At 71.9% G+C, this 5,260-nt stretch carries 7 protein-coding genes; all 7 read left to right on the forward strand.

The window, feature by feature from the left end:
- Positions 1-98: 98 nt before the first annotated feature.
- Positions 99-293, forward strand: coding sequence for a hypothetical protein (locus tag RT91_RS16605; RefSeq protein ID WP_007422926.1), 195 nt, complete (start codon positions 99-101; stop codon positions 291-293).
- The gene (locus RT91_RS16610) at positions 286-1,266 is read left to right on the forward strand and encodes a hypothetical protein (protein WP_231844430.1); all 981 of its coding nucleotides are present in this window, start codon (positions 286-288) and stop codon (positions 1,264-1,266) included. The genes RT91_RS16605 and RT91_RS16610 overlap by 8 nt, the downstream gene beginning before the upstream one ends.
- Positions 1,263-1,811 (forward strand): phage baseplate assembly protein V, encoded by a 549-nt coding sequence (locus RT91_RS16615; RefSeq protein ID WP_007422924.1) that lies wholly within the window; start codon positions 1,263-1,265, stop codon positions 1,809-1,811. The genes RT91_RS16610 and RT91_RS16615 overlap by 4 nt, the downstream gene beginning before the upstream one ends.
- Positions 1,811-2,179: a hypothetical protein gene (locus RT91_RS16620; RefSeq protein WP_012040115.1), complete on the forward strand. Its 369-nt coding sequence runs from the start codon at positions 1,811-1,813 to the stop codon at positions 2,177-2,179. Before RT91_RS16615 ends, RT91_RS16620 begins: the two co-directional genes overlap by 1 nt.
- 18 nt (positions 2,180-2,197) lie before the next feature.
- On the forward strand, positions 2,198-3,322 hold the full coding sequence (locus RT91_RS16625) for a baseplate J/gp47 family protein (protein WP_035188571.1): 1,125 nt from the start codon (positions 2,198-2,200) through the stop codon (positions 3,320-3,322).
- Between the two features lie 3 nt (positions 3,323-3,325).
- Entirely contained in the window at positions 3,326-4,000 is a 675-nt protein-coding gene (locus RT91_RS16630) for a hypothetical protein (RefSeq protein ID WP_007422920.1), read from the forward strand.
- Between the two features lie 92 nt (positions 4,001-4,092).
- A partial coding sequence (locus RT91_RS16635; RefSeq protein WP_035188572.1) for a glycine-rich domain-containing protein occupies positions 4,093-5,260 on the forward strand: 1,168 nt, incomplete at its 3' end.

Here is a 5,260-nt window from a genome sequence, read left to right on the forward strand (position 1 = left end):
CTGCAGGCGATGGGCACGGCGAGCCTGTCGCTCGCGGCGCTTGGCGGGGCCGCCGCCTATCTCGGCCGCGCCGCCGGCAACGCTTCATTGGGGGCGGCATGAGCGGGACGACGACGATCACGGTCGCGGGCGGCAATCTCTACGAGATCGCCGCGCGGCATCTGGGCGATGCGACGCAGTGGATTCGCATCGCGCAGCTCAACGGGCTGTCCGACCCTGTGCTGGTCGGGCTGGTGACGCTGGTGCTGCCGCCGGTGGACCCGAATGCGGGTGGCGGGGTGCCGCGTGTCTGAGGCGGTGACGGTGCGGGCGATCGCTCCGTTCGCGACGCTCGACGGAGCGCCGCTGCCGGGGCTGGAGCGGCTGGAAATCCGCCAGCCGGGCGCGTTCGAGGCGGCGTGCTTCGTCCTCGAATTCGCGATCGGCGCGGTGCCGGGCGGCGCGGCCTGGTTCGCGGGATTGCAGGGCGGGGTGGTGACGGCGGGCATCGGGACCGGGCCGGCGCTGGTCGTGGGCCAGGTCGACAATGTCGCGATCCGGTTCGATCTCGGTGCCGCGATCCTGAGCGGGCGGGATCTCGCCGCGCGGCTGATCGATGCCGAGGTGGACCAGACCTTCTCGAACCTCACGGCGAGTGAGGTGGCGACGGGATTTGCCGGCGAGGCCGGGCTTGCCGCGAATGTGGACGCGACGAGGACGCGGATCGGCCAGTATTACGAGCTGGCGCATGCGCAGACCGGGCTCGGTCTGCATTCGCGGCACGCGACGCGGTGGGACCTGCTGGCCGCGCTCGCGGTGCGTGAGCGGTTCAGCCTTTCGGTGACCGGGACGACGCTGAATTTCACGGCGCCGCCGGCCGGCGCGCCGATGCTGCTGACCTATGGGCGGGATCTGATGACGCTGGGCTGCGACCGCGCGGTGGCGCTGGCAAGCCCGAAGGTGACGGTGCGGAGCTGGAACCCGAAGAGCAAGGCGGCGTTCAGTTCGAGCGCCGGCAGTTCCGGCGGGACGACGCTGATCCGCCCGAACCTGACCCAGGGCGAGGCAGAGCGCGTTGCGGCGGCGGCGCAGGCGGCGCTGGCCGCGCAGGCGGTGCGGCTGCAGGCGAGCATGCCGGGCGAGACGTCGATGATGCCGGGAACCCCGATTTTGCTCCAGGGCACGCAGACCGCGCTCGATGGCGCGTATGTGGTGCGGAGCGTGGAGCGGGTGATCGGCGGGCGGATCGGGTTCCTGCAGCATTTCGAGGCGATGCGGGCGGCATGATGGAGCATTTCTGGAACGCGGTGAAAGGCCGGGCGGCGGCGCTCGACGGGCTTTCGGCGCAGGCGCGGTTCGCGGTGGTCGCGAGTTTCGATCCGGCCGCCTACGCGGCGCGGGTGACGTTGCAGCCGGAGGGCGTGCTCTCGGGCTGGCTGCCGGTGCTGGCCGGATGGGTCGGCGCCGGCTGGGGCATGGCGGCGCCGCTGTCACCGGGCGACCAGGTTCTGGTGCTCGGGCAGGAGGGCGACGCCGAACAGGCGGTGGTCCTCGGCCGGCTGTGGTCGGACCGCGATCCGGCGCCGCAGGCGGCGGTGGGCGAGTTGTGGCTCGTGCATCAGAGCGGATCGTTCCTGCGGCTGCGCAATGACGGGACGATCGCGATGAAAGCCGGGACGGTTTCGATCGAGGGGGATCTGATGGTGAGCGGAGAGATTTCGGACCTGAGCGGGACGCATGGCAGTCTCGATACGCTGCGGCGGGCCCATGACGGGCACACCCATCCCGATCCGCAGGGCGGTTCGACCGGCACGCCCTCGACGGTGGTGTGATGGCGGATCTCGCATTGACCTTCGGCGGCGACCTTGCCTTCGGCAATGGCGGCGACCTTGCTCTGGCCGAGGCGGCGGCGCTGACCGAGCAGCGGGTGCTGCGGCGGCTGCTGACCAATCCCGGCGGGTATGTCTGGCAGCTTTCCTATGGCGCCGGGCTCGGCCAGTTCGTCGGCGCGGCGGGGCCTGCCGCTGCTGCCGGCGCGCTGGCGCGGGCGCAAATGCGCGGCGAGGCGCGGGTGGCGAGCGCGCCGCCGCCGCAGATCACGGTCAGCCAGGGCAATCCGGGCGGGCTGGCGATGACCATCGCCTATCAGGACGCCGCGACGGGACGGGCGCGGGTGCTCGCGCTGCCGGGTTCCGTCTGATCAGCACAGGGAATTCCGATGCAATTATCGCTGCAGAGCTTCACCGCCATGGTGGAGCAGATGGCCGCTGCCCTGCAGGGGGCGGCGAGCCAGGCGCTGGACCTGACCGTCGGGTCGGTCCTGCGGGCGCTGCTCGAGGCGAACGCCTCGCTCGGCCTCTGGCTGCAATGGATGATCGTGCAGGTGCTGCTGACCACGCGGCTTGCCACCAGCACCGGGGCCGACTGCGACAGTTTCGGCGCGGATTTCGGCTTCGCCCGGCTGCCGGCGGTGGCGGCCGGCGGCACGGTGACCTTCGCGCGGTTCGCTCCCGTGCTGTCGGCCTTCGTGCCGGTCGGCGCGACGGCGATGACCGCCGATGGCAGCCAGAGTTTCGCGGTGACGGCCGACCCGGCGAACCCGGATTTTTCGGCGGCGCAGGGCGGATACACGCTGGCGGCGGGTGTTGCCTCGATCGACCTGCCGGTGAGCGCGGTGGTGCCGGGGGCGGCCGGCAACGTGATGGCGGGGGCGATTTCGCTGCTGACCACGGCGATCGCCGGGATCGATACGGTGAGCAACGCGGCGCCGATGGGCGGCGGTGTGGACGCGGAGAGCGATGCCGCGTTCAAGGCGCGGTTCGGCAACTATCTCGCCAGCCTGTCGCGCGCGACGACCGGCGCCATCGAGGAAGCGGTGGCCGGTGTGCAGCAGGGGCTGTCGGTGACGATCAGCGAGAATGTCGACCAGACCGGGGCCGTCAGCATGGGCAATTTCATCGTCACGGTGGATGACGGAACCGGCCATCCGCCGGCCTCGCTGCTGGCGACGCTGGGCCGGGCGGTGGACGCGGTGCGGCCGGTGGGCACGCGTTTCGCGGTGCAGGGGCCGAGGGTGGTGGCGGCGAACGTGTCGATGACGCTGGTGCTGGCGCCAGGGACGGTGCCGCAGGCCGCCATCTCCGCGGTGACAGTGGCGATCGCGGCCTATATCGGCGGGCTACCGGTGGGCGCGACGCTGCCTTACTCGAAGCTGCTGCAGATTGCCTATGACGCGTCCGACGCCGTGGTGAACGTGACCGACGCCCTGCTGAACGGTGGCACGGCCGATCTGGCGCCGCCCGCGTTCGGGGTGGTGCGGGCCGGCACGATCGGCGTGAGCTGAGCCATGAGCGGTTCGAATCCCCCCGGCAGCGCGGCCGACATGGCGGCGCGGCTGAAAATGGTCCTGCCGGCCGGCTGGTTCGCCGATGCGACGCCGGTGCTGGACCAGGTTCTCGGCGGGCTCGGCGCGCTCTGGGCCGGGCTTTACGCGCTGATCGGCGCGGTGCGGCGGCAGACGCGGATCGCGACGGCCTCGGGGCCGATGCTGGACATTGCCGCGCGGGACTATCTGGGCGGGCGCATCGTCCGGCGGGCGGGCGAGGCGGATGCCGCGTTCAGCATGCGGATCCGCGCCAATCTGCTGGCGCCGAAGGCAACGCGGGCGGCGCTGGCGGCGGCGATCACCGCCGAGACCGGGCGGGCGCCGGCGATCTTCGAGCCCGCCAACACGGGCGATACCGGCGGCTATGGCGCCAACACGCTGGGGTATGGCGCGCGCGGCGGCTATGGCAGCCTTGCCCTGCCCTATCAGTGTTTCGTGACGGCCTATCGCCCGCTCGTGGCCGGCAGCGGCGCGTCCGGCGGGTTCGGGTACGGGCCGGGCGGGTATTCGACCTCGCCGCTGGCCTGGAGCGATCTCGCCCAGGATGTGGGGCTGGCCACCGATGCCGACATCTACGCAACCATCGCCGGCGTGCTGCCGGTCAATGCCATCGCCTGGACGCGGTTGCTGAACTGACGGCCGATCCCGCGCCGTTTTCATCCCTGCCGGCCGGCCGCCGCCCTGATGCGGCGGGTGCCGTCGCACGGCCTCATGACAAGGACATCTTCATGGACAGGACCATCGTCTATCCGGGGGCGATCCCGCTGGATACCGACATTCTGAACCTCAACCGCAACGTGATGGTCGCGATCGGCGCGCTCAATGAAGCGGTGCTCGGCGGCGGCATGGTCGCGGACGGGCTGGCCTGCACGCCGACCGTGCCGGCCTCGCTGACGGTGACGGTGGCGCCGGGATCGATCACCCAGCTCGGGCCGGTCGATGCCAACAGCTATGGCAGCCTGCCGCAGGATACCGCGCAGCAGACGGTGCGGATGGGCATCAATCTCGATCCGGTCACGTTCACCCTCGCGGCGCCGGCCAGTTCCGGCCAGTCGGTGAATTACCTGATCGAGGCGACGTTTTCGGAGGCCGACGCCGATCCGGTCGTGCTGCCCTACGTGAACGCCGCCGATCCTTCGGTGCCGTATTCCGGGCCGGGCAATTCGGGCGGGGCGCAGAACACGCAGCGGCTGCAGCGGGTTCAGCTGCAGGTCAAGCCGGGTGCGGCGGCGGCGGCGGGAACCCAGGTGACGCCGCCGGTGGATGCGGGGTGGGTGGGGCTTTACGTCGTCACCGTCAATTACGGGCAGAGCGCGATTACCGCGGCCGATATCGTCACGCTGCCGCAGGCGCCGTTCCTGCCCTTCAAGCTGCCGCAGCTGCGGCCGGGCTTCTCGCAGATGCAGGTGTTCGAGAGCTCGGGCAGTTTCGTCGTGCCGCCCGGGGTGACGCAGGCGAAGGTGACGGTGGTCGGCGGCGGCGGTGCGGCGGGATACCACGTCTCGATGCCCGGCGCCGGCGGTGGCGCCGGTGGGACGGCGATCGACATCGTCACCGGCCTCGTGCCGGGGCAGGTGGTTGCGGTGACGGTGGGCGCGGGGGGCGTGGCGCCCACCTCGCCGGCCAGTGGCGGCAATGGCGGCACGTCGAGCTTCGGCAGCTACATGTCGGCCACCGGCGGCACCGGCGGCGAAGGCGGCTCCGGCTCGCTGTTCGCAACGGCGGGCGGTGCCGGCGGTATCGGTTCCGGGGCGCGGATCATCCAGGGCGGGGCGATGGGCGGTGACGGCATCGTCGTCGCCTCGCGCGGCGGCGATGGCGGCGGGCCGGGCCATGGGCGCGGGGCGAGCGGGCCGCTGGCCGGCCTGTCGGCCACCGGCTTCGGCGGCGGCGGCG

This window comes from Acidiphilium sp. JA12-A1 (assembly GCF_000724705.2).
Classification (GTDB): domain Bacteria; phylum Pseudomonadota; class Alphaproteobacteria; order Acetobacterales; family Acetobacteraceae; genus Acidiphilium; species Acidiphilium multivorum.

What these genes read in the sequence shown, in the direction of transcription:
- RT91_RS16605 (WP_007422926.1), top strand. Translation starts at nt 99, where the DNA reads ATGAGCGGGACGACGACGATCACGGTCGCGGGCGGCAATCTCTACGAG.
- RT91_RS16630 (WP_007422920.1), top strand. Translation starts at nt 3,326, where the DNA reads ATGAGCGGTTCGAATCCCCCCGGCAGCGCGGCCGACATGGCGGCGCGG.
- RT91_RS16620 (WP_012040115.1), top strand. Translation starts at nt 1,811, where the DNA reads ATGGCGGATCTCGCATTGACCTTCGGCGGCGACCTTGCCTTCGGCAAT.
- RT91_RS16625 (WP_035188571.1), top strand. Translation starts at nt 2,198, where the DNA reads ATGCAATTATCGCTGCAGAGCTTCACCGCCATGGTGGAGCAGATGGCC.
- RT91_RS16615 (WP_007422924.1), top strand. Translation starts at nt 1,263, where the DNA reads ATGATGGAGCATTTCTGGAACGCGGTGAAAGGCCGGGCGGCGGCGCTC.